Source organism: Facilibium subflavum (assembly GCF_003574485.1).
Lineage (GTDB): Bacteria > Pseudomonadota > Gammaproteobacteria > Francisellales > Francisellaceae > Facilibium > Facilibium subflavum.
Genome location: NZ_QLIT01000328.1, coordinates 1 through 841 on the forward strand (window position 1 = coordinate 1; position 841 = coordinate 841).

Sequence of the window (841 nt, forward strand, 5' to 3'; positions counted from 1 at the left end):
CCAGTCATCATCCTCAGCAAAATTTTTAAGCCCCATCAGTGCATTTCGCACACTATCACGCCGCTCAGCACCACCATAACACAGCTTTATTTTCTCATTATTGCAATGGATTGAGTCTTTCCAATAAGGATCTTCTCTTTGAACCGTCACCACGATAAGGTCAAAAAACACACCCCCTTAAAATGAGTCGCCATCTCGTTGGCAAGAAAATGATAGTCATCATGAAAGCTAACAAACTTTGCGCCTTGAATATATGTTATATTCTTCACACTACCAAGAACCGCATCTAGAGAAAAGTCATTAATAATAATTAGGTTTTTTACATGGAAACACCGGTCTGATTGTTGATACTCCCGGCTATGCAAGATCCAAACCACGCTCCATCCATCTTTAATATATTTCTTTAAGACCCCTCTGACACCACCGACAAAAACTAATACTTTTCCCATTTCCAACCTCTTAGTATTTCCACTCTAACTCACTGGATTATGACTGTTGATATATCAGCTCAAGAATAGCTCTCATAAGTGAATTTATATTTTCAGCGTTACTATGTTTAAATATCAGCCTCCCCCACACGGAGTTATCAATAAACTCAAAATCTGACGAATGGAAGGCATTATTAAACCAATACCAGACTTCAACATCACTACTTTCAATCAGTGACATAACTTTTAGCCTCATCTCATTTCTATCAGTGATTGAACGAGGGATTAACAACCAACCAAAATGGTCATTCGACATTTGTAAATCCAACTTTCCATTTCGCTTATGCAGATTAATGCATAAGTCTCTATAATTTTCACCAAAACTAGCTTCCAATCAGGGTAAACGCATCTAA

Annotated in this window: 1 protein-coding gene; it reads right to left on the reverse strand. The window is 37.7% G+C overall.

All coding sequences use genetic code 11. The features are described from left to right. Nucleotides 1-146: 146 nt before the first annotated feature. Complete coding sequence (locus tag DNK84_RS14725; protein ID WP_119345017.1) at nucleotides 147-449, reverse strand: hypothetical protein; 303 nt, start codon at nucleotides 447-449, stop codon at nucleotides 147-149. Nucleotides 450-841 lie beyond the last annotated feature (392 nt).